The sequence below is a fragment of the Vibrio mediterranei genome (genome assembly GCF_013364395.1).
Lineage (GTDB): Bacteria > Pseudomonadota > Gammaproteobacteria > Enterobacterales > Vibrionaceae > Vibrio > Vibrio mediterranei.
On record NZ_JABXGK010000008.1, the window covers coordinates 1,143,186 to 1,168,944 of the forward strand.

The window sequence follows — 25,759 nt, forward strand, 5'->3', positions numbered from 1 at the left end:
CACTTTTCGCAGTCCAGTGATTATAAAACTGCATAGAATTGACAATATTTCGAATATTCACTCTCGATAATTCTATTAAGCTCTGTTACCTTTACGCCATTAAATCGAGTGCTTTTAATTGATTAGACGGAACTATGCCTTCTCCACAAACCATCAGAAAAATCGTAGAAATTGGCGACACACTTCATCGAAGTGGTTGTGCTCCATATAAAGTGGAAAAGTACGCGCAATACTATGCTCAAAAGCACGGACTTGATGTAATGGTTCAAGCAACACCTACCGCTATCAACTATCAGTTTCCGGACAAAAACAATACGGTAGTAATGAAGCGTTTAAAGCCAGCATCCATTAACCTCAGTTTGCTCGCTAATACTATTATCCGTATCAACCAACCAAGTAACGAAGCGCTTCCTGAGCCCGTTGGTTACCCTAAATGGGTGGTTGCCCTAGCCAATATGGGGATTCCACCAGCCTATCTTATGCTGGTAGGAAGTACGCTTGAAGCGATTGGCTTCTCCATCTTATTGGGTTTGATGGTTTGGATATGCCAACTTATTTATAAAGGTCGCAACTCCATTGCTGTTGAGTTTGTATCTGCGTTATTGACAGGCGTGTTGGTTGCCTTCATTGCAAGTACAGGTGCGACCATTCCTATTTGGGCGCTATGTATTGCATCGGTGGTACTATTTGTGCCTGGCCTATCCATTGCTAACTCTTTGGAGTGTTTGGCGTTCAATGATCTCGTTTCAGGTACTGCCCTATTAGGACAGAGTGCCCTTACCCTCATCAAACTGTTCATTGGTGTGATAATGGGCTTGAATATTGGTGAAGCTTTATGGGGGCAAACAGAATCACTCTCTTATACCAATGAGGTACCACTCTGGCTTCATTGCTTTGGATTACTCCTTATCTCTACCTCAATCGGTGTGATTTTCAACGCTAGACCTAAGGATATTTTGTTGGGTCTTCCCGTTGCTGTATTAGGTATGTGGGGGCCATTTTATTTAGGCTTTGATAGCGGCTGGATCGTCGGTACTTGGGTCACCACTGTATTGATAACGTTATACGGTACATGGGTAGCGAAACGCTTGGATCTAACAGGCTCAATTTATATTGTTCAAGGCATTATTATTCTTGTTCCTGGTAGCCGCGTTCTCGTTAGTGCAAGTCAATCAGTGTTTGAACAATCGATTCTTCCGATACCAAACATCGGTTTATCCGCATTATTTATGTTCTCTGCTATTGTAGCCGGACAAATAACCGCATATTCGATCTACTCACCAAAGATTGAGCGATAAAATACTTAATAAGAAGATTATTTTATAGAACTCTAATGGGATTCATAATAATAGAATTGTTTGCAAAATCTTTACAAAACTATTAATTCACTAATCGAAATAATGTTTTATATCAAAGAGTTATACCAGAAGCCCTTGTATTGACTTAGATCATAAAAATAAGCTCGTTTGTTTGAAATGTCATGTAATTGACACTTAAAAACGAGCTGAACTTCAAATATTCAGCAACTTTCCAAGTAACTATCTTTGACTTAAGTAAGAACTACCTTATATTCATGACTGGCTAGAAAAATAGTTCCATTGTTTACAAAAGGCATTCGTTGAATTCTCGGAATTCCCCCGACGCGTTGTACGCAATAGCAATTTACTTTTCCACGCTATAGCTGCCGGATTTGGCAAACAAGAAACAAAAGATAGTAAAATTTAGGATATAGATATGTCTAACACAGTTACTGGTACAGTTAAGTGGTTCAACGAAACTAAAGGCTTTGGCTTCATTCAACAAGAAAATGGTCCTGACGTGTTCGCTCACTTCAGCAACATCAAAGCGGACGGTTTCCGTACTCTAGCTGAAGGTCAAAAAGTGGCATTCAAAGTGACACAAGGCCAAAAAGGTCCTCAAGCTGAAGAGATTACTTTGGTATAACTGCCAGTAAGCAATACCTTTGATAAATAGCCAGCTAAGCTGGCTATTTTTATATCACTTGAAGCACATTCTCTCTATTGTTTATACCCTTTTGCGCCCATAAGCGTACTATAGACATCACTATTCTACGAATTAGACACTCCCATGGCACTAAAACCAACCATATATAAGTTTCGCGTAGCGTTGACGGATATGAATCGAGATTATTATGACTCTTTTAATCTGACCGTAGCACTGCACCCTTCTGAAAACCATCAACGAATGATGGCAAGGCTCATGGCTTTTTGTCTCAATGCCTCTCCTGATCTGCAGTTCACAAAGGGACTATCGACGATTGAAGAGCCTGATATCTGGGAAAAATCTCTCGACGATCAAACCTTACTGTGGATTGATATCGGCGAGCCTGACGTTGAGCGCGTCAAAAAAGCGACACGTTTGGCTAAAAAGACCAAAGTTTACAGCTTCAACACTAAAAGCGACGTATGGTGGCAGCAAAACCAAGGTAAATTCGGTTACCTCGATGCCAGTGTTTATCGTTTCAATAATGACTCGATTGAAGCCCTCTCTTCGCTAGTCACTCGCACAATGGATCTCTCAGTCATGATTACCGGAACCTCATTATTTGTTGACGCAGAGACTGGATCAGCAGAAGTGACGATTGAGGAGTTGCAAGACAAATGATCGAATTGAGGGAAGCGCTCAACAGTATTAAGGTTAATCAAATTCAAATTGTCAATGTTCAGTCTGAAGCACTAGATAATTTGTGTGAACGAGAAAACTTGCTGTATGCAACAGCTCAAGAGAACAAGCCAGAATCTAGCCCAACTCACCTGCTTCTTGGCCTTTTCACTAAGTTAAACATTGAAGCTCTTTCCTCAGTCAAATCTCATATAGAGCAAATCTCTGAAATGAAATCCATATTCGATCAACAGCTTGAAGAGAAACATGCGAAGGCTTTTCGGCTACCGGTGCTGGAAGAGTTGCAACTCGTCACGCATATATGGCTATATATTCAAGGCTATCTTGGTATGGATTATAGTTTGGCCAATGACCACGCAACACAAACCAGTAACGCAATCAGTGGATTGCTCGATCAAAGCGCTGATGCTCTACGTACCGACTTTAACCAAAGCTATTATCTTGGTTTTCGAGAATTTGAAGCAAACAAACCACCGTCTTCTGGATGGAAACGGTGGTTTGAGAAATGGTTCAACTAGCGAGCTGAATCAGCTCTTTAGTGGCGATTAAAGATTGGCGTGAGGTCCGAATACCTCGTAGTGAATTCTGTCTCGCTCAACGCCAATCGATTCAAGTTGCTTCACAACATGGTCCATAAAGACTACTGGGCCGCAGGTATAGAAGTGCCCAAAGTTCGTTGGAAGAGAATCTTTGATTTGTGCTAGATCCATTAAACCTGTGCTCGAATTATTGATACCCTCTACATTGAGTGGTTCACGATACCACACTCTATGGTTCCAACCTTTTGCTGATACGATGGTATCTACCTCGTCAATGAAAGAATGTTGCTGTTCGTTTTCACAGGCATGCAAATAGGTAACAGGATCGGACTTGCCATCCTTTGCCAACTGTTGAAGCATTGCTTGCATTGGCGTACAGCCAACACCTGCAGAAATCAGAACGACCGGCTTATTAACTTCTTTGTAGAAGAAGTCCCCTGCAGGAGGCAGTATTTCGATCACCGCACCCACTTCCACTTCATCATGCAAATAGTGAGATACCAAACCTAACTGGTCGCTGTTATTACCTTCCTTCTTGACAGAAATTCGGTAATTTTCACCATTTGGAGCTTGGGAAAGTGAATACTGGCGAATTTCTACATTCTCACCTTTTGAAGGTGTGACCTGTACACCTAGGTACTGCCCTACTTCATAATCAAGGACTTTGCCGCCATCTTCTGGAGTAAGGACAAAACTCATAACCAACTCAGATTCAGGCTTTTTATCAGTTACCACAAATCGGCGAGTACCGCGCCATCCACCGGTCGCCTTTTCACGTAACTGGTATAGCTCTTCCTCACGATCAATAAAGATTTGCGCTAAGAATAGGTAAGCTTCAGTCCAAGCTTCTTCAACTTCTTTGGTAAACGCATCTGGCGCCAGCTCTCTTAAGGTCTCAATGAGGTGGTGACCAACGATTTGATAGTGTTCTGCTTTGATATTAAAACTAGTATGTTTGTGCGCGATACGTTCAACGGCTGTAGTAAGCGCCGCTAAGTTTTCAATATTTTTAGCATACGCAGCAACAGCTTCGAATAGAGCAACACTTTGACGCCCTGTCTTTTGGTGCGTCATGTTGAAGATGTCCTTCAGCTCAGGGTTGTGAGAGAACATTCTTTGATAGAAATGCTGAGTTAAAGCAGGGCCTGCAGACTCAAGTAATGGAATTGTGCTCTTGATGATTTCGATATGGTTGTTATTTAGCATATACGCTCCCTAGAAGGCTTAGACTTTTACAGTACGAACTTCGACTGTCTCATATTGTTTTTTATAGTTTTAGTTGTATCCCTTGAGATATTTCTCTCGGGTATAGTGCGAGTTGAGAATCACACTTATTTGTTTTTCAACGAATACCTACAAAGCACAGAGCGTGCCAATTTTGAAATCCTTAAAAACTCTCACTTATTCAAGAGTTAACTATTAAATATCAGTCAAAATGACTGCTTTAATTTAGGTCAATATGACTCTATAATGCCTAGCATACTCATTACCATAAGTTGTAATCTCCTATGCAAGACATTTCCCCTTCCAACTTAATGGAGCTGACTATTGGCCTAGCCAGCAGCAATAACGACCAAGAACGCTTCGATTCGCTTATCAATACCATCAGAAAAACCATCATGTGTGACTGTGTTGCCTTGTTATCACTTCAAGGTGATACGCTTGTTCCTCTCGCGATGCAGGGCTTAGGCCGCGATACTCTAGGGCGCAGGTTCGTTATTAGTGAACATCCAAGATTCGCTCAGATTTGCGCATCCACATCTCCGGTTATCTTTGACGCCGATTCTGAGTTGCCTGACCCATTTGACGGCTTGCTCATTGACCACCATGGCGATCTTCCAATGCACTCTTGTATGGGTTTGCCTTTGATTTTTGGCGACAAGATGTTGGGAGCCCTCACCCTCGATAGCCTAGGGACTAATGCTTTTGACCACATTCCAACGCGCAGCCTAGAAGTATTGTCTGCCATTGCTGCATCCACATTAAAAATGGCACTAACTTTTTCTCAGTTGGAATACCAAGCCAAACAATCCAAACAGCTGCTTGAAGAACTCAACGTCGAAGCTTGGGAACGAGATGGCAGCGATATGATCGGTGATAGCGAGTTAATGCGCGTGTTGAAATCCGATATCGAAATTGTCGCGCCATCAGATTTTAATATCTTAATTCATGGTGAGACCGGTGTTGGTAAAGAGTTGGTGGCACGTAATCTACATTACCAATCAACTCGCCGACAGAATCCATTAGTCTATGTTAACTGTGCTGCAATTCCTGAAAACCTCATCGAGAGTGAGCTATTTGGTCATGTAAAAGGGGCGTTCACGGGTGCAGATAAAAATCGCATGGGTAAGTTTGCGCTAGCCGATGGCGGGACACTATTTTTGGATGAAATTGGCGAGCTCCCACTTGCAGCACAGAGTAAGCTTTTACGAGCATTACAGAATAACGAAATACAACCCGTTGGTAAGGATGAAATTCAAAAGATCAATGTTAGAGTCCTCGCCGCAACCAACCGTGAACTCAAGGAAGAAGTTGAACAAGGTAAGTTCCGCGCAGACCTTTATCACCGACTCAGTGTTTACCCAATTTCTGTACCGCCATTGCGTGAAAGAAACGGCGATATAGAGTTACTGGCAGGCTTCTTTCTGGAGCAAGCTCGACGTAAGCTTGGCATTAACCAAATCAAGCTAAGTCCAAATGTCGTATCTCATTTGAACCGCTATTCATGGCCCGGTAATGTTCGAGAGCTAGAACATGTTATTAACCGAGCAGCTCTGAAGGCGAAAGCAAGGCTGTTTGATAAGAAGGTGGTCACCGTAAGCATTGACGACTGTGGTCATTTTGACGATGAAAGCCGCATCACTCCGACCAAGCAAAGTAAAACAAGCGCTCCAATGATTGACCACTCGAAAGGCATTCGAGAGTCCACCGAAGAATATCAAAGAAGCTTGATATCCAATGCCTTAATTGAATGCGAGTATAACTGGGCTAAAGCAAGCAGAGTCCTTAAAACTGATCGAGCTAACTTGATTCGCTTATCGAAACGGTTGGGAATTAGTGTGACCAAAAGCCATACCCTTTCTCGCAGTTAATGTTAACCGTACCAGAATCGTAAATAAGATGTTAATATTCGACGGTATGTCTCGCATACCGTCATTATAATTTTCTAAAAACAACAAGACTGCTCAACAGGTTATTTATGAAGTTCATCCGTATTATTCTTGGTAAAATCATACTGCTATTAAATTTCGTTTTCTCTCCGCGTGGCGTTAAACGCACGCCTGAAGCACAGCAACAAGCCGATCAAAAAGCGCAAACTATGCAGCTCTATCAATTTGAAGCGTGTCCCTTTTGTGTGAAAGTACGTAGAGAAATGAAACGTCAATCAGTCAACATTGCATTGAAAGATGCTAAAAATGACTCAGTTGCGCGCGACGAACTGCTAGCGGGTGGCGGTAAAGTAAAAGTACCTTGTCTGAAGATCACTCAAGGTGGTGAAGAGAAATGGATGTATGAGTCTTCCGACATAGTTTCTTATCTGCAAAAAGAGTTTGCTTAGGCGTTATGGAAACCGTTATTTCACAGTACGTTTAGTAGTTAAGGTAAGAATGTTCAGGACTTGAAGCGAGTGGTAAGTAGCTCCTCGCCTGCGAAGGGGTGACGGTTGCTTCAGCGGCAGAGTCTAAAACTATTTTTTATAACTTACCTAAAAAAGAGCTCATTATGAGCTCTTTTTTTGTTTCCTAATTGCCGCTACACGGCTTGTTGCAAGTTTTCAGCATATTTACCTTGCTGCGCCATTACAAAGAAATTATCAATCCAATGCAGTATTAACGCAGAGTCTTGTGCTTTGTTTATTTCAATAAACGCTTGGTCATAATGCTGAGGCGTTAGGAGATGCTTACGCTTCTCCACCAATTTTTCTGTGAAGCTGGAGCTAAACTCAGGATGTCCTTGGACTGTGAATATATGATTATCTTTCACAAGCATAAAGTTAGGACAAAAATCATTAGTAGCAATAACTTTCACGCCGCCAGGAACAATAATCACTTGGTCTTGATGACTCACTAATAGTCGCGCAGAGTCTACAGACAGATTCATCCATTTCTTCTGAGCGGTAATTTGAACTTCATAGCTGCCAAGTCCCCACCCTTTTTCCGATTTTTGCACCTTGCCGCCGAGAGCTCTCGCAATAATCTGATGTCCAAAACAGATGCCTACTAGTGGACGTCGACGAGCTTCACAGCGCGTTATCCAGTCTATGAGTTTGAGAATCCAGGGATGATTATCGTAAGCATTGTGTACACTACCTGTGATTATAAACCCATGGCATTCATCATGATGAGGTAACTCTCCTTTTGTCGCATCGTAGTTCTGAAAAGTGAACTCATTGTTGACCTCATAGAGAGAGGCCTCAATCATGTCTGCGTATTGACCATGGTCATCTGATAGTGGCGAGTCCACATGGCCGCACGTTAATATCCCTATCTTCATTTATCACCTACTTCATTGTTGGCATTACAAATTCACTTTCTCTTTGCCCTTTAGGCCAGCGAGCAGTAACCGTCTTCATACGAGTATAGAAGCGCACGCCATCATTGCCATGAACATTGAGAGGTCCAAAGATTGAGCGCTTCCAACCACCAAAGCTATGAAATGCCATTGGCACTGGAATTGGCACGTTCACCCCTACCATACCGATTTCTACTTTTTCTGAGAAGTCGCGCGCGGTATCACCATCACGAGTGAAAATTGCAGTACCATTACCGAATTCGTGCTCATTAATAAGTTGCAGTGCTTCTTGATAATCTTTGGCACGTACTACCGACAAAACGGGACCAAAAATCTCTTCGTTATAAATGGTCATGTCTGGAGTAACATTGTCAAATAACGTCCCGCCGACAAAGTAACCAGGAGCAGAGGTATTGATGCCACGCCCGTCCACTACAAGCGTTGCGCCTTGATCAACACCACTTTGAATGTATTCCGTTACCTTGTTCATGTGAGGCTCGCTCACCAATGGACCCATTTCGTTTTCAGGCGATACTCCCAGCCCTGGGCCTACGCGCAGTGCTTCCACTTTTTGTTTCAGCTGTGCCACTAATCGATCGGCAGTTTCATCACCGACAGCAACCGCCACGGAGATAGCCATACAACGCTCTCCCGCCGCACCATATGCCGCTCCCATAATAGCATTTGTCGCCCCTTCAAGGTCTGCATCAGGCATAACAACTAAGTGGTTCTTAGCTCCGCCTAACGCTTGAACTCGTTTGCCATTTGCACTTCCTTTGCTGTAGATAGCTTCGGCGATCGGCGTTGAACCTACGAAACTCACGGCTGCAACGTCTGGTGACTCAAGAAGCGCATCAACCACTTCTTTATCACCTTGGACAACATTAAAAACGCCATCAGGAAGACCTGCTTGTTTCAATAACTCAGCCAGCTTCAAAGATGCACTCGGATCTTTTTCAGATGGTTTAAGGATAAAGCTGTTTCCGCAGGCAAGCGCTACTGGGATCATCCATAGCGGTACCATCACAGGGAAGTTAAATGGTGTAATACCAACGCAGACACCAACTGGCTGCATTAAAGAATAGCTGTCTATCTCGCGTCCAACATTAAGTGAATGTTCACCTTTTAGCAGATGTGGGATACCACAAGAAAACTCAACCACTTCTAATCCACGTGTCAATTCTCCTAATGCATCACTGTGTACTTTGCCATGCTCGGTAGAAATTAACGTAGCGAGCTCATCCGCGTTCTCTTCAAGCAAAGCTTTGAATCTGAACATGACTCGAGCACGTTGCAGTGGTGGTGTTGCTTGCCAAGCTTCTTGCGCCTGTTTCGCTACAGCCACAGCTTCTAGCGCTTCACTAGCACTTGATAGCTGAACTTGCCCTCGCAACTCACCATTTGCTGGGTTAAACAAGTCTGCGTTTCTTCCGCTGTGGCTCTCTACCATTCGGCCGTTGATAAAATTAGATACCAAAACTGACATAGTCTTATTCCTTGTAATCAATATTCTGCAAAACGTCTGCAATCAGAGTAAATAAATCGTCGATATGCTGCTTCTCAATAATCAGCGGCGGAGAAAGCGCGATGATGTCCCCAGTGACACGAATCAGAGCGCCCTTCTCGAAACATTTGGTAAAGACTTGGAACGCTCTAGATCCTGGCTTACCCGCAATTCCTTCTAACTCAATACCAGCAATCAAACCATAATTGCGAAGGTCTTTTACGTGAGGTAGCCCTTTCAAGCTATGGACCGCTTGCTCCCAATAATCTGAGAGCTCAGCCGCTCGTGTATAGAGATTCTCATTGCGATAAATATCTAGTGTCGCTAAACCAGCCGCTGCGGCTACTGGATGGCCGGAATAGGTGTAGCCATGGAACAACTCGATAGCTTGACTATCTGGAGCCACCATCGCTTGGTAAATTTCGTCGCTGACAAAAACGGCTCCCATAGGAATAGCACCATTAGTTAAGCCTTTAGCGGTAGTAATAATGTCAGGCTTGACGTCGAATTCTTGCGCTGCAAAAGGACTGCCGATGCGACCAAATCCTGTAATAACCTCATCGAATATCAATAGAATGCCATGTTGGGTACAGATTTCACGAAGACGTTTCAGGTAACCTTTAGGAGGAAGAATTACCCCTGTAGATCCCGCAATCGGCTCAACAATAACCGCAGCAATGTTGCTCGCATCATGCAGAGTAACGATATTGTTTAGGCTTTCCGCCCAGCCGGGATCGTAATCAGGTAGCCCTTTGCTAAAGCCGCTATTTTCAATGCTCAATGTATGCGGAAGGTGGTCGACACCAGTTAACAGACTGCCAAATGTCTTGCGGTTATTAACAATTCCGCCTACCGAAATACCACCAAACCCGACACCGTGATAACCACGCTCTCGACCAATTAGGCGTGTACGAGTCCCTTGTCCGATGCATCTCTGATAAGCCAACGCAATTTTTAGTGCGGTATCAACAGATTCAGAACCTGAGTTAGTGAAAAATACGCGATTCAAACCTGATGGAGCGATTTCTGAGAGTGACTCAGCAAATTCAAATGGCAATGGATGACCCATTTGAAATGTTGGCGCAAAGTCCAGATTGTGAATCTGACTCGCCACCGCTTCACTGATTTCATGACGCCCGTGTCCTGCATTACAGCACCATAGACCTGCTGTACCGTCGAGTATCTTGCGTTTATCTTCTGACGTGTAGTACATCCCTTCAGCTGAAACTAACATGCGTGGCGCTGATTTAAACTGCGAGTTAGCAGTAAATGGCATCCAAAAAGCATCCATATTTCCTGAACTAGTTGTACCTTGCTTGTTTATACCTTGCATCGTGCACTCCAACTAAAAATACTGAACAGCATTGTTTCTTTTACTAAACACCGCTAAACACTTGAACCACAGTATGTAAATGCAATGTTATTAAATAATGAACAAAATTGACTATAGAACGTTTTATTTGCCTATTCAATGATTAAATTATAAACATTTGCTGGTTTTTTCTATTTAGTGAGCTAGGATTGTGTTTAGTTTACTAATCACAAAGGGAAGAGTTGGAGATTTCGCCCAATGGAAACAGAAATAGGACCAAGGTTTAAAGCACTAAGAGAACGTGCAGGCTTATCACAGCGTGAGTTAGCCAAAAGAGCCGGCGTGACCAATGGATTCATTTCTCAGATTGAAAGTAACGCCGTAAGCCCGTCTGTCGCGTCGCTGAGTAAACTACTTAGCAAGATCCCTTCATCTATGGCGGAGTTTTTTGCGGTTGATGAACCAAAGCCTGATCAGTTTTTTTCACGCAAACAGCAACAACCAGAAATAGGCCGAGGAAAGATCAGCTATCGCCAGATAGGTCACTATCACGACGACAGGCAAATTGGCATGTTGAGAGAAACACTCGCTCCAGGTGCAGACACTGGAGATGAGATGCTCGTTCACGAAGGACAAGAGTGCGGTGTTATTGTCCAAGGCGAGTTGGAGCTCACGGTCGACAGTGAAGTCGTCGTTCTACATGAAGGCGACAGCTATTATTTCGACAGTACACGTACTCACCGATTTAGAAATACTTCTGATATTGATTGCATCATTGTCAGTGCAAACTCACCAGCCAGTTTTTAAGGAAGAAGGTAAACAATATGGACACTATGACTTGGCATGATAAAGCCGAAGCGTTGAGTTTTCGTACTCAGGCCTTTATCAACGGACACTTTGTTGATTCAGTCTCCGGCGATACGTTTGAAATCATCAACCCAGCAACAGGTCACCTATTGGCGCATGTCGCCCGCTGCACAGATAAAGATGTCGAGCTTGCAGTAAATGCTGCTCGTCAAGCGTTTGAGAGCCGTGTCTGGTGTGGTCTACCACCGGCAGAGCGTAAAGCGATCCTACTTAACTACGCTAAGCTCATTGACGAACATAAAGAAGAGTTTGCCCTTCTCGAATCACTCGATATGGGTAAGCCGATATCAGATGCAATGGGATATGACGCGCCGGCTACCGCGCGCTGCATTCAATGGAACGCAGAAGCCATAGACAAAGTCTATGATGAAGTTGCCCCAGTAACAGAAGGAGCATTAGCACTTGTGACTCACGAAGCACTAGGTGTCGTTGCGGCAATCGTACCTTGGAACTTCCCTACTGTTATGGCGGCTTGGAAGATTGGGCCCGCATTAGCAACCGGTAATTCAGTTATTGTGAAGCCTTCTGAGAAATCACCTCTCACCGCCATTTTGCTCGCCGACTTGGCCAAACAAGCAGGTATTCCAGACGGAGTGTTTCAAGTGCTCCCTGGCTTTGGCCATGAGGCAGGACAAGCATTAGCGCTTCACAACGATGTCGATTGTATCACTTTTACTGGTTCAACCGCCGTAGGTAAAAAGCTGTTATCTTTCGCGGGTGAATCCAACCTAAAACGTGCATTTATGGAATGTGGCGGCAAGAGCCCCCACATTGTACATCACGACGTTAAAGATATAGAAAAAGCTGCTGCAACAGCCGCCTCTGCTATCTGTTACAACCAAGGGGAAGTGTGTACAGCAGGTTCACGACTTCTGGTTCATTCCTCTATTAAAGATGAGTTTATTGAACTGGTTAAGAAATACATGGCGAATTGGCAGCCTGCCGATCCTCTTGAGAATGATACACGGGTCGGTGCGATAGTTGATGCTGCACAGTATGAGCGTGTATTAAGTTACATCGACATTGGTCAGACAGAAGGAGCAACACTAGCTTACGGTGGTAAGCCCGCAATGAGCAACACCGATGGTTTCTTTATTCAACCCGCTTTGTTTACTGATGTCACACCCAATATGCGCATCTATAAAGAAGAGATTTTTGGGCCCGTTCTATGTGTTACCAGTTTTGACTCGATTGATGAAGCGATCCAACTTGCTAACGATAGCGAATACGGGTTGGCGGCAGGTATTTGGACATCTGACATGTCAACAGCCATTAAATGCTCTCGTGCATTAAGAGCGGGAACGGTATTCGTGAACAACTGGGATGGCGGTGACATGACCATGCCGTTTGGTGGATACAAGCAAAGTGGTAACGGTCGTGATAAGTCGCTGCATGCTCTGCATAAATACACTGAAGTGAAATCGACGTGGATTGAATTAGACTAGAGTTCTCTTTCAACACAAGAAAAATAGCGAAGCTCATGCTTCGCTATTTTTTTATTCAAAGACTTTAGAAAGTTGGAGGTGTCGCCGCACTAATAAGCTCACATTCGACCTTTCCTTTATTACGAAAGCGATGTGGTTTGCGAGTTTCAAAGTAATACGAGTCACCTGCCTTTAATACTCTAGTATGGCTGCCAACCGTAATCTCAATTTCTCCTCGAATAATGACACCGCCCTCTTCTCCATCATGCTCGATGAAGTCAGTCCCCGTATCTGAGCCTGGCGGATAGATTTCTCTTAAGACTGCTAATTGGCGACCTTCTCGCTTTGCACCAACTAGCAACATTTTTATCTGTCCATCCCCTAAATCCGCCATCTGTTCTGCACTAAAGAAGATGTCATCTTTAGGCTCAACGTCGAGGGTGAAGAACTCTCCCATTGAGATTGGTATAGCATCGAGGATCTTTTTCAAAGAGCCAACGGACGGGTTTACTAAGTTCTGTTCTATTTGAGAGATCATGGAGTTGGTTACACCACTTCGTTTAGCAAGTTCACGCTGTGACATCCCACGCATGGTACGAATTGTTTTTAGTTGCTTACCTACATCCATGTCTTTCTCCCAAATTAGAACCGATTACTTAGCATCAACCACTTGCTGAACTATTGTTGACTCATTTTCATTTCAAGCAGCCTACGCTTTTCCGCCTTCGCCATCAACCACCACGCAATAAACGTGGCACAAGACACTGCTAATATGGTCAGTGTTGCTAATGCATTGATTTTAGGGCTAACACCTAAACGGACACTTGAGAATACCACCATAGGTAATGTTGTCGCACTTGGACCAGATACGAAGCTCGCAATCACTAAGTCATCTAATGACAAGGTAAACGCTAATAACCATCCCGCCAAAATAGCGGGTGCAATCGAAGGCAGCGTTATCTGTAAGAACACTTTCCAAGGTGGTGCGCCCAAGTCCATAGCAGCTTCTTCGATAGAGCGATCGACTTCTTGAAGTCGAGAACTCACTACTACCGTGACATAAGCCGTACAGAAAGTTACATGGGCAATCCAAATGGTCATCATGCCTCGCTGGCTAAACAGGTCAAACACTTGTCCCATCGCAATGAATAACAATAGTAGAGAAAGACCTGTAATAACCTCTGGCATAACCAAGGGTGCCGTGATCATAAAGGCAAACCCAGTTTCCCCTTTAAATTTCCCAAAGCGGTTCAATACAAATGCAGCAATAGTACCTAGAACAACAGCCGCGCTGGCTGATAAAAAGCCTATCATCAGACTCAGCTTCACACCGCCCATGAGCAAATCATCTTCTAGTAGCTCAAAATACCATTTAAACGAAAAACCGGACCATACCGTAACCAATCGGTTTTCGTTAAATGAATAAACAATCAGAATCAAAATTGGCAGATAAAGAAAGGTAAAACCCGCCGCCAAAATGCACCACTTCAGTTTACTGTTATAGACCGGAATGTCGTTCATGCTTGCGCCTCCAGTTCACGTTTTTGATAACGATGGAACCATAAGATAGGCAACATCAAAATAAGCAACATTACGATAGCTACCGCCGAAGCGACTGGCCAATCTCGGTTGTTAAAGAACTCTTGCCACAAGACTTTACCAATCAATACTGTATCAGGCCCGCCAAGTAGTTCCGGAATAACAAACTCACCCACAGCAGGGATGAACACTAACATCGACCCTGCGATAATACCGGCACGTGTCAATGGTACGAGAACCGTGAATAGTGTCGTTACTGGTTTCGCCCCGAGATCACTTGCCGCTTCCAGTAAGGAGTAATCCACTCGCATCAATGCGGTATAAAGAGGCAAAACCATAAAGGGTAAGTAGGTATAGATAATACCAATATAAACTGCAGTATCTGTGTGCAATATCTTTAGCGGTTCCTCAATAACACCAAAGGTCATCAACATATTGTTCAGAAGGCCGTTATTCTTAAGTATTCCTATCCAAGCATAAACACGAATCAAAAAGCTGGTCCACGATGGCAATATGATCAGCATTAATAATACATTTCGAGTTGACGGCTTCGAATGAACAATAGCCCAGGCAATCGGAAAACCAATCACTAAGCAAAGTAATGTAGAGATAAGTGCAATACGAATCGACTGTAAATACGACGACGCGTATAAGTCATCTTCTATCAGATATTGATAGTTGCCGACGTTGAGTAATAGCTGCAACTGCTGCTCAGCATAACTAAGCAATTCAGAATAAGGTGGAATCGATATTTGAGCTTCAGCAAAACTGATTTTGAATACGATTAGAAACGGCAATAGAAAGAACAGCAGTAACCATCCGTAGGGAACAGCAAGCAATAAGCACTTTGGCGTGGGAACAATACGCCAAATATTGAGTTTGGCTTGTTTCTTCATAGTTTCAGTACCACGCAGCTTTCCATGTCCCAGCAAAGATTGACTCTTTGCTCCCACGTTGGCATACCTTTTCTCACACGGCTCGTGTTTTGTAGCGTTGCAGTGACCAACTTGCCGGAATCCAAACGAACATGGTAAATGGATTGGTTGCCCATATAGGCGATATCTTCCACCACCCCACTACAAGAATTACTAGAGTGATGGGTATGGTCACATAGCGTCATTTTTTCTGGTCGAACAGCTATCATCAAAGGGATACCCGGAGCACCTGAAATACCATGATTAATAGTAATCACATTCGATAGGTCTGGGGTTCGAACCGTCGATTTATCGCTAAGATTGGTTTCTAGAACACCCTCAAAAATATTGACCGAGCCGATGAATTTCGCGGCAAACTTCGAGTTCGGATGCTCGTAAATAGCTTCTGGAGAACCAATTTGCACAAACTGGCCTTTGTTCATAATGGCGATACGTGTTGCCATGGTCATCGCTTCTTCTTGGTCATGCGTGACCATCACACAGGTAACACCCACACTTTCCAGTATGTCGACCACCTCAAGCTGCATTTTTTCGCGTAAGTTTTTATCCAGTGCACCCATTGGCTCGTCTAGCAAAAGTAGCTTTGGTTTTTTAGCTAGGCTTCTGGCGAGTGCAACACGTTGTTTTTGACCGCCAGATAATTGGTGCGGTTTACGCTTCGCGAAATCTGTCATTCTGACCAGCTCAAGCATATGCTTAACGGTACTAGCAATTTCTTGGCTTGGCATACCGTCTTGCTTTAACCCAAACGCAATGTTCTTTTCTACGGTCATGTGAGGAAACAGTGCATAGGACTGAAACATCATATTGACAGGTCGTTTGTATGGAGGGATATCGGCAAGATCTTCACCATCAAGAATAATCTGTCCTGCGCTTGGTTGTTCAAATCCAGCGAGCATTCGTAGCAGGGTTGATTTTCCGCACCCCGACGCGCCTAATAGCGCAAACAGTTCACCTTGGTTGATCGTAAGATCGATGTTATCTACCGCAAGATGGCCGCCGAAGTCCTTCGTCAGTCCTCGGATTTCTAATAATGGTTTTGGTGGCACCGGCGAAACATGTTGGTGATTGAGTTCTGTATCAAGTGACATCACTGTCATGGTAGTCTCCAAGCAAAATTGGCGACTCAAAACGAGTCGCCAAATTAGGGTTTGATCAGTTCTTAATGAAATCCGTCCAAGCGCGAGTCATAGCACGTGATGTCTTATGCGGTAACATCTTTGAGCTATATAACTTCGCTTGCGCTTCTTCTGTTGGGTAGATTCCTGGATCTTCCAAGATTTCTGCGTCAATAAACTCTCGTGATGGTGGGTTTGGATTCGCATACCAAACATAGTTACTGATTTCAGCAATCACTTCTGGACGAAGTAGATAGTTGATAAACAAGTGAGCGTTTTCTGGGTGCTTCGCTTCTTTTGGAATCGCCATTAAATCAAACCAGGCAAGCGCTCCCTCTTTTGGAATCGAGTACGCCACTTCTACGCCATTATCTGCTTCAGCTGCACGATCTGCCGCTTGCAGCACATCGCCTGACCAACCAATTGCTACACATACATCGCCGTTAGCTAGGTCATTGATGTATTGTGATGAATGGAAATAGGTTACATAAGGACGAACTTGCTTAAGCAGTGCAAGCGCATCTTTTTTATAAGCGTTAGGATCAGTACTGTTTGGATCTTTGCCTATATAGTTCAGCGCCGCTGCCATGATCTCTGTCGGTGCATTCAGGAAACCAACACCACACTTAGAAAGTTTCTCCATGTTTTCTGGTTTGAATACTAAATCCCAGCTATCAACTGGCGCGTCTTCACCCAAGACCTCTTTCACTTTAGCAACGTTGTAACCGATGCCCGTTGTGCCCCAAAGATATGGCACAGAGTAAGCGTTGTCGGGGTCGACAGTGTCCGCCAGAATTCCCATTAATTTAGGGTCTAGGTTGCTGTAGTTAGTTAGCTTTGACTTATCCAGCTTTTGGAACGCGCCAGCTTTGGCTTGACGGCCCAGAAAGTCATTACTTGGCACGACTAAATCAAAGCCTGTATTACCAGATAATATCTTCGCCTCTAATACCTCATTTGAGTCGAACACATCGTAAACCACCTTGATGCCTGTCTCTTCCTCAAACTTTTTAATCGTATCTTCCGCGATATAGTCTGACCAGTTGTAGATATTGAGCACTTTTTCCTCAGCCGCATAGGATGTCATTGAGCTAAGTCCTATCGTCATCCCTAACGCGATACCGAAGCATGCTTTTGTTTTCTCCATTTGGATCTCCGTTCCTGTTTGCTCTTTGGTTAATACCTTTGGGTATAAATCTCGTCGGCTACTGCGAAACGTCGGCGAGTGTGTTGTCTAAGGCGATTTTTGCCTTTTCGATAAACTCATCAATTTCTGCACGCGTAATGATAAGCGGTGGTGAACAGATCATGGTGTCGCCAACGGCTCGCAACACGACACCCGCGGCGAAGCAGTGTTCGCGACATCGAGTACCGACATCGAGTTCTTTGTCAAAACGCTCATTGGTGGTCTTGTCTTTCACTAATTCAATAGCCCCGACCAGTCCTTTCGTTCTAGCTTCTGCCACCATTGGGTGTTCAAGAAGTTCATTCCAACGAGAAGCAAAATACGGAGCAATATCTTCACGCACACGATTAACAATATTGTGTTTTTGCATCTCTTTAATGTTGGCGATAGCAACTGCACATGCCGCTGGGTGACCCGAATAGGTAAAGCCATGAGCGAATTCAGTATCTGCGTCTGTCAACACTTGTGCGACATGGTCTCGAACCATTACACCACCAAGTGGCAAATACCCTGAAGTAATGCCTTTCGCCATACACATCAGATCAGGTTTGATGTTGAATGTTTGGCTTGCGAACCACTCACCGGTGCGCCCAAAGCCACAAATGACTTCATCAGCAATAAGTAAGACTTCATACTTGTCACAGATACGTTGAATTTCAGGCCAGTAACTGTCAGGCGGAATAATAACGCCACCTGCACCTTGAATAGGTTCCGCAATAAACGCAGCGACATTGTCTTCACCCAGTTCTAGGATTTTGGCTTCAAGCTGCTGCGCACGTTCTAGACCAAATTCATTCGCGTCGATCCCTTGTCCTTCACCAAAATGATAAGGTTGATCAATATGAACGATATTCGGTAGTGGTAGACCACCTTGGGCATGCATAAATGCCATACCACCTAGACTTGCCCCTGCCATCGTACTGCCGTGATATGCATTCTTACGACTAATAATGGTTTGTTTATTTGGCTTATCTAAGCTTGCCCAGTAATGGCGCACCATTCTAACCACGGTGTCGTTGCACTCTGAACCTGAACCGGTAAAGAACACGTGGTTCATGCCTTCAGGCGCTACTTCGGCAAGCAAAGTTGAAAGCTCTACAGCTGGCGGATGAGTGGTTTGGAAAAACAAATTGTAGTAAGGCAACTCTTGAAGTTGATTCGTCGCAGCCTCGATAAGTGGCTGGCAGTTATAGCCCATATTGACGCACCATAATCCAGCCATTCCATCTAGGATTTTGTTGTCATCTTCGTCGTAAATATAAATGCCTTCCGCTCGGGTAATAACGCGTGAGCCTTTATCGTTGAGTGCTTTAAAGTTGGTAAATGGGTGCAAGCAGTGTGCACTATCTTGTTCAATCCATTTAGACCCAGTTTGTTTTGACATAACTTAATTCCATTTCTCGCTGTATTAACGGGTTTGCTTTTCTCTATAGCGTTGCCTGTATTAAACGTTCAATAATAAGAACTCTCTTTCCCAAGAACTGATGACTTGGAAATACGTTCTGTACTCCTTACGTTTGATGGCTACGTAAGCAGATACGAATCGGTCACCTAAAATTTCTCTCAGCTCGTCACTGTTTTCTAACAACACCAAAGCGTCTTCTAGGTTATGAGGAAGTGAGTATGGCTCAGTGGTCATATCACCTGTGCTTTTTTCCGTTGGTGTAAGCTTCTCTTTCATACCTAAGTAGCCACATGCCAACGTCAATGCCATGGCGAGATAAGGGTTTGCATCCGCGCCGGCGTAGCGGTTTTCAAGACGGCGAGACTCTTTATCAGAGATAGGCACACGTAATCCAACAGTACGATTATCTTCACCCCAAGCCACATTCGTTGGTGCAGAGTCACCAAATACTAAACGGCGATAGGAGTTCACGTTAGGCGCGAAGAACGCAATAGCCGCTGGCGTGTATTTCTGCATACCGCCGATATAATTCAAGAAAAGGTCACTGTTAGTACCATCTTCATTGGCAAACAGGTTTTTTCCGTTTTTGTCCACCAAACTCTGGTGAATATGCATTGCACTACCAGGCTCATCTTCCATTGGCTTTGCCATAAAGGTGGCATACACATCATGTCTTAAAGCTGCTTCACGTACAGTGCGTTTAAATAAGAACACTTGGTCTGCTCTATCGAGAGGCTCACCGTGGTCAAAGTTCAGCTCCATTTGTGCAGCGCCAGATTCATGCACCAAAGTATCGACGTCCAATTCTTGAGCTTCACAGTAGTCGTACATGTCTTCAAAAATAGGGTCGAACTCATTCACTGCATCAATACTAAAAGACTGACGAGCTGTTTCAGGGCGTCCATTTCGACCAATTGGCGGCTCTAATGGATAGTCCCAATCTAGATTCTTCTGTACCAGAAAGAACTCAAGTTCAGGGGCAACAACAGGTTGCCACCCCTCTTTTGCATAGAGGTTTAGCACTCGACGTAGCACGGCTCTCGGTGAGATATCTACCGGGTCTCCATCGACGGTAAAACAATCATGGATAACCTGAGCGGTAGGCTCTTTTGTCCATGGAACAAAACGAATGGTATTTTGGTCAGGCTCCAGAGTCATATCCTTCTCTGTCAGGTCGATCATACTTTCATCGTCTGGCCAGTCTCCGGTTACAGTCTGGAAAAAAACCACTTCGGGAAGACGCATGCCCCCTTCTCGAAGGAATTTTTTCGCAGGCATAATCTTGCCTCGCGCGTTGCCTGTAATATCGGGGATCAGGCACTCAACTTCAGTAATACGGTTCTCTTCTATCCATTTCCTAATCGTTTCCATAAATCCTTCTTTTTCAAAAATTGCTCAACGAATTTATCAATAAGCTCCATTTAGGATTGGCAGCAAGCTGTACAATTGTCAAACAAATATGTTAATTATTTTGTAACTTTTGAGATACCGATTAACATTTTATATACATTTGTGTTGTCTTTTACTGAACATTATGTCTATGGTTAAAAAGCAACCAGTGGCGCAAGATTCAAAACAAAGGCTTGCTATACATGGATAGGTTGGAGATAAGTGGAGGAGCCACAGTGGGAACAAGTCAACTTTCAAACAGTGCTGACAACATAGAACCAATACAGGTTAGTCACGATAAGCTAACAATTGAACGATTTATTGAACACCACCCTGACGTGACAACGTTGGATCTCATATTGTTCGATATGAACGGCGTAGTGAGAGGTAAGCGCGTTCCTTTATCACAACTAAATAAGGTACTAGAGCAAGGTATCTGTCTTCCGGCTTCTGTATTTGCCTTAGATATTTGTGGAGAAACCGTAGAAGAAACTGGTTTAGGTTTCGAAAAAGGCGATGGTGACAGAATTTGTCGTATGGTCACAAGTTCTTTGGTTACTACACCATGGCAGGAAAACAGTGCTCAAGCCATTGTGACTATGTTTGAACCCACATCCAATCAACCGTTTTTTGCCGACCCTCGCCACGTACTAGAAGTACAGCTAGACAAATTAGCTACGAAAGGCTTTAAGCCTTGTATAGCCGTTGAGCTCGAGTTTTACTTACAAGACCTTGAGCCCGATGAAGCGGGTAACCCGCAACCACCATTGATGCCGATAAGCGGTGAAAGGATGACACAAACGCAAGTCTACTCACTCGAAGAGCTCGATGAGTTTAAAGCGTTTCTAGATGAAGTGATTGAGACCTGCAACGCTCAAAATATCCCTGCCGACAATATCACCGCCGAATACGCACCTGGACAGTTCGAGGTCAACCTCAAACATACGAGCGACGTACTTCTGGCTTGTGACCAAGCTATGCTGCTAAAACGTGTAGTGCGAGCGGTGGCAAAGAAACACGGCTTCTACGCCAACTTTATGGCCAAACCCTACACCGAGTATGCTGGTAACGGCTGCCATGTCCACATTAGCCTGCAAGACGACGTCGGCAACAACGTATTTGGTGAAAATGAAGAACTACTACTCAATGCCATCGCGGGTGTTCTCGCTCATTTAGAGGATAGCATGGCAATATTTGCGCCCAATGCAAACTCCTATCGTCGACTTCAACCCAATATGTTTGTACCACTTCACGCTACATGGGGGTGGGACAATCGTACTGTAGCGGTAAGAATTCCAGCGAGCGGTACCGAAGACAAAAGAATTGAACATCGACTCTCCGGCGCGGACGTAAACCCTTACCTCACCGTAGCAGTATTGCTAGCATCAATAATCGACGGAATAGAGAACAAACTGACTCCACCAGCACCAATTGAAGGGGATGCGACCCTACTAGAACTGCCTATGCTTCCTATTTCATGGGATATGTCTCTCCATGAGTTTGAAAACAGTCAGTTTATGAAAAGCAGTTTTGGTGAAGAGTTTTGTAAAGTCTATCTTGCCAATAAAAAACATGAACAGGCGCGCTTTTCAGCACAAGTCTCTCCATTAGAATACCAGTGGTACAAATAAGTAAGGATACAAAATGAAAGTCAAACACACAGACTCTTACTATGCAGCATCAAGAAATCAGCATTTCGATTTCCCCAAACTTATGGGAGAACATGTTGCCGACGTCTGTGTGATAGGCTCCGGAATCACCGGAGCCACCGCTGCATTAGAGCTGGCTAACAAAGGCTTTAAAGTCATTGTGTTAGAAGCTAACCGCGTGGGCTGGGGGGCATCAGGTCGCAGTGGAGGCCAAGCCATTTTCGGTTGGGCATCAGAGCAGGACACACTTGAGAAATTAGTCGGTAAATCCGATGCCAAAAAGCTTTGGGACATCTCTGTCGAAGCGCTGGCGTTAACGAAATCGAACATCAAAAAATACAACATTGATTGCGACTGGCGTGATGGCATGGTTCATGTGGGTATGAAACCACGCCACGATAAAGAGTTAAAATCATGGTATGACGATTTAACTGAAAACTATGGTTATGAATCATTAGAAATGTGGGACAAAGATGAAGTTGCCAGTCGTATCGCAAGTACCAAGTATACCTCTGGAATGTTTGATAGTAACAGTGGCCACTTACACCCGCTCAACTATACCTTAGGTTTGGTTAATGCAGCCAAACTCGCTGGGGCGGAATTTTATGAAGATAGCGCAGTAAACAAGATTGAACATGGTGATCCGGCAACGCTGTTTACTAGAGATGGAAAAGTAAAAGCAAATCACGTCATTCTTGCTTGTAATGCCTATATGGAAGGGTTGGAATCGAAACTCGAAAATAAAGTAATGCCGGTTGGTACTTATATTTGCGCGACCGAGCCATTAGGCGAGGAAGTAACAGGATCGCTGATGCAAGATCATATCTCAGCTTGCGATATCAACTTCGTTCTTGATTACTACCGATGTTCCGGTGACCACCGTATGCTATTTGGTGGAAGGGTGAGTTATTCAGGCGTCGCACCATTTAACTTAGAAAAAGCCATGCGCGCGCGGATGCTTGATATATTCCCACAGCTTAAAGACACAAAAATCGAATACGCTTGGGGAGGAAACGTCGCCATCACTATGAATCGAGCCCCCCACTTTGGCCGGCTAAAACCAAACGTCTATTTTGCGCAAGGTTTTTCAGGCCATGGTATCGCCGCGACAGGTATGGCGGGTACATTAATGGCGGAGTGTATTGCGACCAATGCAGAGCGATTCTCTATATTTGATAAAATCAAACACATGCCCTTCCCGGGTGGTCGAATGTTTAGAACCCCAGCGTTGGTTCTAGCCATGTCTTATTTTAGAGTTCGAGACCTTTTATAAAGTAGATAAAAAAGGAGCTGATAGTAGCTCCTTTTTTTAGATTTTTGAATATTAAATTAACCAACAACCTATTGAGTTATATTAACGTCATAGTTTGATAGATAATGTATAACGCTTTTCTTAGGGATTTAATTGTTATATCAATTAAATCCCCCATCATTATTTTAATAACCCTGAATGGACTTGCAGCCCCATTTGGGTCAAAGAATAAATTTTCCCTTCACCCTTAAACACCAGCCCGGCTTTAACTAATTGACGCAAATGAAAATTGAATTTGGTGTGATCTTCTACCCCCACTACTCGACATAGATCCATGAACTTCATTTTACGATGCAGTCGTAATTGTTTAAGCACTTGTCGTCGAATAGGATTCGACAGAGCGCTAAACACTAAATCATCATCCCGCTCTAGCTTAGGGGACTTAGGAGATCGCTGAGCATGAATTCGTTTCAAGGTTGTCGAAACCGTAGTGAGGTTAAAAGGTTTAGTAAGAAACTCATCCGCTCCCTTTTTCATCGCATCCACAGCAACATCTACCGTCGCAAATGCCGTAGAAATCACTATGCCAATGTTCGGGTGAATTCGACGAAGACTTGATAACGCTTCTATGCCCGTTATACCAGGCATCACCACATCGAGTAACGCAACATCAAAGTGTTGTACCAATGCAGCCTCAATGGCATCTTCGGCATTATCAAATGCAACGACATCAAATGACTCGAGGCTAAGTGCTTCAATCAGTGCTTCTTGCAGTTCTTTGTCATCTTCTGCTAGTAACAATCTCAGTGTCATTTCAAATATCTCGGAAGTTTTATTTCTACGGTCAAACCACAACCTTCGTTGTAGAGGTTCATCGACCCATTGTGCTGCATTACCAATTGATTCACTATAGCAAGCCCCATCCCTGTCCCTTCACCTTTTGGTTTCGTTGTGAAAAATGGCTTACAAGCATTCGCAATGATCTCTTTACTCATACCACCAGCATTATCTTTAAACACTAGGACTGCGTTCAACTGCTCTTGATAGGCCTTAAAGGTTATAATTAACCCATCTTTTCTAGCATCACAAGCATTCGATATCAGGTTAGAAATTACATCTTGCAAAGCTTGAGCATCACCAACTACCTCTAAATCATGTTGACAATCTACTTGCCAGTCAGTGCCATCAAGTCGAAATCGATTAAGCTCAAATGTATTGTAAATCACGTCTTGTACGTTCACTCGTTCTCGTAATACGGGCTTTTTATGTGCGTAATTTAGGACTTCTTGACTGATATCTGCAGCTCGTTCAAGCCCAGTACGAATTCGCGTCAACTGGCGTTGATATACATCGTTTTCAGGTAGCTGACGCTCAAGAATATCACAGCCCATCGTTGCACTTGAGAGTGGTGTCTTGATTTCGTGGGCAACGGCTGACGATAGCTCTCCCAATTCACGAAGTTTCACGTCATGCAGTAACTGCTGAAGCCGAGTTTCTAACTGTATATCTCGTTCACGATCAAAGACTCGCAAAGCTCTCCAAATGAAGATGAGTATGAGTATTGCGCTAACCGTTCGCAGTATTATCACCCAGATACCAAACTCGGCAGTAAGTAGTCCTGCTGATATGCCATATAAAACTAATGCGAGTCCAGTTAATTTAAACGGTTTTGAAGCACCATGCCCTTCGTGTTCAAGCTCATTCGCGTAAACATACATCACTAACCCTGCTGAACAAGCAGCACCAAAGCCAAAAATCAAGCGAACTTGATTGGCAATCAGTTGCAGGTATTCGCTATAGCTTAACGCCCAGTACTGGATAACCACACTGAACATGAAATAGATAAACGCAGCGCAACCTAATGCTTTTATCCATCTTATCTGCCGCCAAGTGGTTACTGAAAGCAACTGCCACGCAAAAGCACCCAATGCAATATACGACAGCCACAACTTGGCGACCTTGAAGGTTGCTAAGCCCGTGACACTTTCTAGGTCGTCAGCGTAAATAACAAGATAAAGCTCAGACCACTCATGCAGACCATGTAATAAACCGAACGCAGCAAGCGTCGGTAGTGCCGATGCCATTGAAATACGACTTTGACTCAGGTCTCGGAACAATATAGCGAAAAAGATCGCAAAGAAAGCGAGTCCATAAACCAAATAAACCGAAAAAGTAAGTAATTCATCCATACTTTGTAATATTTTAATTCACATCGTTAAGTTACCTATTAATAGAAGTATTACATGCTAAAACAACCAAGTAAAATGTTGTGAAGTTTTATTATCAGATAGGCGTCACTTTATATAAACCTTTGCGTTAAATAGCACTGTCACGTACTCGATTAATATAACTGTAATATTTGGTTCTTAATCTCCGCTTTGTTGATTGGTACATACCGATTAATGGATTGAGTAGTTTCAATCACCTTAGTTTTATTTGAACACAAAACTAAACCGGGCCATTAAAAAGTATTACTCCTTTTTAA

At 43.8% G+C, this 25,759-nt stretch carries 23 protein-coding genes; 10 read left to right on the top strand and 13 right to left on the bottom strand.

Annotated elements, in window-relative coordinates; genetic code table 11:
• The first annotated feature begins 134 nt into the window (after positions 1-134).
• From HOP38_RS22215 to HOP38_RS22230, 4 genes are all read left to right on the top strand, one after another.
• Complete coding sequence (locus HOP38_RS22215; RefSeq protein WP_198559010.1) at positions 135-1,298, top strand: threonine/serine exporter family protein; 1,164 nt, start codon at positions 135-137, stop codon at positions 1,296-1,298.
• A 436-nt stretch (positions 1,299-1,734) separates the two neighbouring features.
• Positions 1,735-1,944, top strand: coding sequence for a cold-shock protein (locus HOP38_RS22220; RefSeq protein WP_006069560.1), 210 nt, complete (start codon positions 1,735-1,737; stop codon positions 1,942-1,944).
• A 144-nt stretch (positions 1,945-2,088) separates the two neighbouring features.
• Positions 2,089-2,625, top strand: coding sequence for a YaeQ family protein (locus tag HOP38_RS22225; RefSeq protein ID WP_006069559.1), 537 nt, complete (start codon positions 2,089-2,091; stop codon positions 2,623-2,625).
• Positions 2,622-3,161 carry a hypothetical protein gene (locus HOP38_RS22230; protein ID WP_198559011.1) on the top strand — a complete coding sequence of 180 codons (540 nt, stop codon included), beginning with the start codon at positions 2,622-2,624 and terminating at the stop codon, positions 3,159-3,161. The genes HOP38_RS22225 and HOP38_RS22230 overlap by 4 nt, the downstream gene beginning before the upstream one ends.
• 27 nt (positions 3,162-3,188) lie before the next feature.
• Here the strand turns inward: HOP38_RS22230 and hmpA are convergent, their stop codons facing one another.
• Complete coding sequence (gene hmpA, locus HOP38_RS22235; RefSeq protein ID WP_198559012.1) at positions 3,189-4,388, bottom strand: NO-inducible flavohemoprotein; 1,200 nt, start codon at positions 4,386-4,388, stop codon at positions 3,189-3,191.
• A 302-nt stretch (positions 4,389-4,690) separates the two neighbouring features.
• Between hmpA and norR the strand changes: the two genes are divergently transcribed.
• Together norR and HOP38_RS22245 are read left to right on the top strand one after the other, a co-directional pair.
• Positions 4,691-6,274 (top strand): nitric oxide reductase transcriptional regulator NorR, encoded by a 1,584-nt coding sequence (norR, locus tag HOP38_RS22240; RefSeq protein ID WP_006069556.1) that lies wholly within the window; start codon positions 4,691-4,693, stop codon positions 6,272-6,274.
• Positions 6,275-6,381: 107 nt separating this feature from the next.
• On the top strand, positions 6,382-6,741 hold the full coding sequence (locus HOP38_RS22245; RefSeq protein ID WP_088878657.1) for a glutaredoxin family protein: 360 nt from the start codon (positions 6,382-6,384) through the stop codon (positions 6,739-6,741).
• 194 nt (positions 6,742-6,935) lie between these two features.
• On the opposite strand, the gene HOP38_RS22250 is transcribed toward HOP38_RS22245, so the two are convergent.
• The 3 genes from HOP38_RS22250 to aptA are packed head-to-tail and all read right to left on the bottom strand — an operon-like array spanning position 6,936 to position 10,531.
• Positions 6,936-7,676, bottom strand: a complete 741-nt coding sequence (locus tag HOP38_RS22250) for a type 1 glutamine amidotransferase (protein WP_038227038.1) — start codon at positions 7,674-7,676, stop codon at positions 6,936-6,938.
• Between the two features lie 7 nt (positions 7,677-7,683).
• Positions 7,684-9,180, bottom strand: coding sequence for a CoA-acylating methylmalonate-semialdehyde dehydrogenase (locus tag HOP38_RS22255; RefSeq protein WP_124942192.1), 1,497 nt, complete (start codon positions 9,178-9,180; stop codon positions 7,684-7,686).
• Between the two features lie 4 nt (positions 9,181-9,184).
• Positions 9,185-10,531: an omega-aminotransferase AptA gene (gene aptA, locus HOP38_RS22260; RefSeq protein WP_006069552.1), complete on the bottom strand. Its 1,347-nt coding sequence runs from the start codon at positions 10,529-10,531 to the stop codon at positions 9,185-9,187.
• Between the two features lie 237 nt (positions 10,532-10,768).
• On the opposite strand from aptA, the gene HOP38_RS22265 reads away from it, so the two are divergent.
• Complete coding sequence (locus tag HOP38_RS22265) at positions 10,769-11,317, top strand: cupin domain-containing protein (protein ID WP_198559013.1); 549 nt, start codon at positions 10,769-10,771, stop codon at positions 11,315-11,317.
• 17 nt (positions 11,318-11,334) lie between these two features.
• Positions 11,335-12,822 carry an aldehyde dehydrogenase gene (locus tag HOP38_RS22270; protein WP_198559014.1) on the top strand — a complete coding sequence of 496 codons (1,488 nt, stop codon included), beginning with the start codon at positions 11,335-11,337 and terminating at the stop codon, positions 12,820-12,822.
• Between the two features lie 64 nt (positions 12,823-12,886).
• Here the strand turns inward: HOP38_RS22270 and HOP38_RS22275 are convergent, their stop codons facing one another.
• Genes HOP38_RS22275 through HOP38_RS22305 form a run of 7 tightly spaced genes read right to left on the bottom strand, consistent with a single transcriptional unit; the run spans position 12,887 to position 20,355 of the window.
• Positions 12,887-13,429, bottom strand: coding sequence for a cupin domain-containing protein (locus tag HOP38_RS22275; RefSeq protein ID WP_006069549.1), 543 nt, complete (start codon positions 13,427-13,429; stop codon positions 12,887-12,889).
• A gap of 50 nt (positions 13,430-13,479) precedes the next feature.
• The gene (locus HOP38_RS22280) at positions 13,480-14,322 is read right to left on the bottom strand and encodes an ABC transporter permease subunit (protein WP_006069548.1); all 843 of its coding nucleotides are present in this window, start codon (positions 14,320-14,322) and stop codon (positions 13,480-13,482) included.
• Positions 14,319-15,236, bottom strand: a complete 918-nt coding sequence (gene potH / locus HOP38_RS22285; protein ID WP_006069547.1) for a putrescine ABC transporter permease PotH — start codon at positions 15,234-15,236, stop codon at positions 14,319-14,321. Before potH ends, HOP38_RS22280 begins: the two co-directional genes overlap by 4 nt.
• Positions 15,233-16,375: a putrescine ABC transporter ATP-binding subunit PotG gene (gene potG, locus HOP38_RS22290; protein ID WP_031494535.1), complete on the bottom strand. Its 1,143-nt coding sequence runs from the start codon at positions 16,373-16,375 to the stop codon at positions 15,233-15,235. Before potG ends, potH begins: the two co-directional genes overlap by 4 nt.
• A 55-nt stretch (positions 16,376-16,430) precedes the next feature.
• Positions 16,431-17,540 (bottom strand): polyamine ABC transporter substrate-binding protein, encoded by a 1,110-nt coding sequence (locus tag HOP38_RS22295; protein ID WP_006069545.1) that lies wholly within the window; start codon positions 17,538-17,540, stop codon positions 16,431-16,433.
• 58 nt (positions 17,541-17,598) lie between these two features.
• Positions 17,599-18,963, bottom strand: coding sequence for an aspartate aminotransferase family protein (locus tag HOP38_RS22300; protein ID WP_198559015.1), 1,365 nt, complete (start codon positions 18,961-18,963; stop codon positions 17,599-17,601).
• A gap of 60 nt (positions 18,964-19,023) precedes the next feature.
• Positions 19,024-20,355: a glutamine synthetase family protein gene (locus HOP38_RS22305; RefSeq protein ID WP_006069543.1), complete on the bottom strand. Its 1,332-nt coding sequence runs from the start codon at positions 20,353-20,355 to the stop codon at positions 19,024-19,026.
• Between the two features lie 236 nt (positions 20,356-20,591).
• On the opposite strand from HOP38_RS22305, the gene HOP38_RS22310 reads away from it, so the two are divergent.
• Positions 20,592-22,004, top strand: coding sequence for a glutamine synthetase family protein (locus HOP38_RS22310; RefSeq protein WP_031496044.1), 1,413 nt, complete (start codon positions 20,592-20,594; stop codon positions 22,002-22,004).
• A gap of 13 nt (positions 22,005-22,017) precedes the next feature.
• Positions 22,018-23,295: an NAD(P)/FAD-dependent oxidoreductase gene (locus tag HOP38_RS22315; RefSeq protein ID WP_198559016.1), complete on the top strand. Its 1,278-nt coding sequence runs from the start codon at positions 22,018-22,020 to the stop codon at positions 23,293-23,295.
• A gap of 159 nt (positions 23,296-23,454) precedes the next feature.
• Here HOP38_RS22315 and HOP38_RS22320 read toward each other — a convergent pair whose 3' ends face one another.
• Both HOP38_RS22320 and HOP38_RS22325 read right to left on the bottom strand, forming a co-directional pair.
• Positions 23,455-24,087 (bottom strand): response regulator, encoded by a 633-nt coding sequence (locus HOP38_RS22320; RefSeq protein ID WP_031496042.1) that lies wholly within the window; start codon positions 24,085-24,087, stop codon positions 23,455-23,457.
• The gene (locus tag HOP38_RS22325) at positions 24,084-25,463 is read right to left on the bottom strand and encodes a sensor histidine kinase (RefSeq protein ID WP_198559017.1); all 1,380 of its coding nucleotides are present in this window, start codon (positions 25,461-25,463) and stop codon (positions 24,084-24,086) included. Before HOP38_RS22325 ends, HOP38_RS22320 begins: the two co-directional genes overlap by 4 nt.
• Positions 25,464-25,759 lie beyond the last annotated feature (296 nt).